Below are 504 nucleotides of genomic sequence, written 5' to 3' on the forward strand. Positions count from 1 at the left end.
TTCGCGGACATAGCGTTCTTTCAGGCCGGTCTTGCCGGCCAGCTCCGCAGCGGTGACCGGCTTACCATCGGCCATCGCCTTGTAGAGGCCGAGCTGATCGCCGAGGACGATGAGCGAGCCGGTGACGCAGGCTCCGACATCCCCGACGAGACGTCCCACCAAGGCATCGAGGCTTTTGGCGGGTCGGATTCACGCATGGCCAAGCTCCTCTGGTTGGGGAGGGCGTGGCCGGGCCTGACGCGAACCGGCTCGACGCCATCGCGGATGCCGATGCTATACCCCGCTCGGAGGAGCTCAACTGCGCAAAGGGGGAGTCTCGCTCGCCTGTGCGCGCATGACAGGAAGAAGCGCTTTCCGCTTCCCCCCGCGCCTCGCCCGTCTATAGCGAGCGCCTAGCATTCATCTTTGGGCACGCGCTGGCCTCCGCTCCTTGCGATCGGACGGGCCGTGTGCGCCCGCACGGAACCGGTCGAGACCATGCCCAAGCGCACAGACATCAAGACG

1 pseudogene is annotated in these 504 nt (G+C 66.3%); it reads right to left on the reverse strand.

Features of this window, described 5'->3' with window-relative positions:
- Positions 1-159 (reverse strand): annotated as a pseudogene (locus tag HMPREF0321_RS17480) (SAM-dependent methyltransferase); the annotation flags it as partial.
- Positions 160-504: the final 345 nt, after the last annotated feature.

The sequence above is a fragment of the Dermacoccus sp. Ellin185 genome, assembly GCF_000152185.1.
GTDB classification, from domain to species: Bacteria; Actinomycetota; Actinomycetes; order Actinomycetales; family Dermatophilaceae; genus Dermacoccus; species Dermacoccus nishinomiyaensis.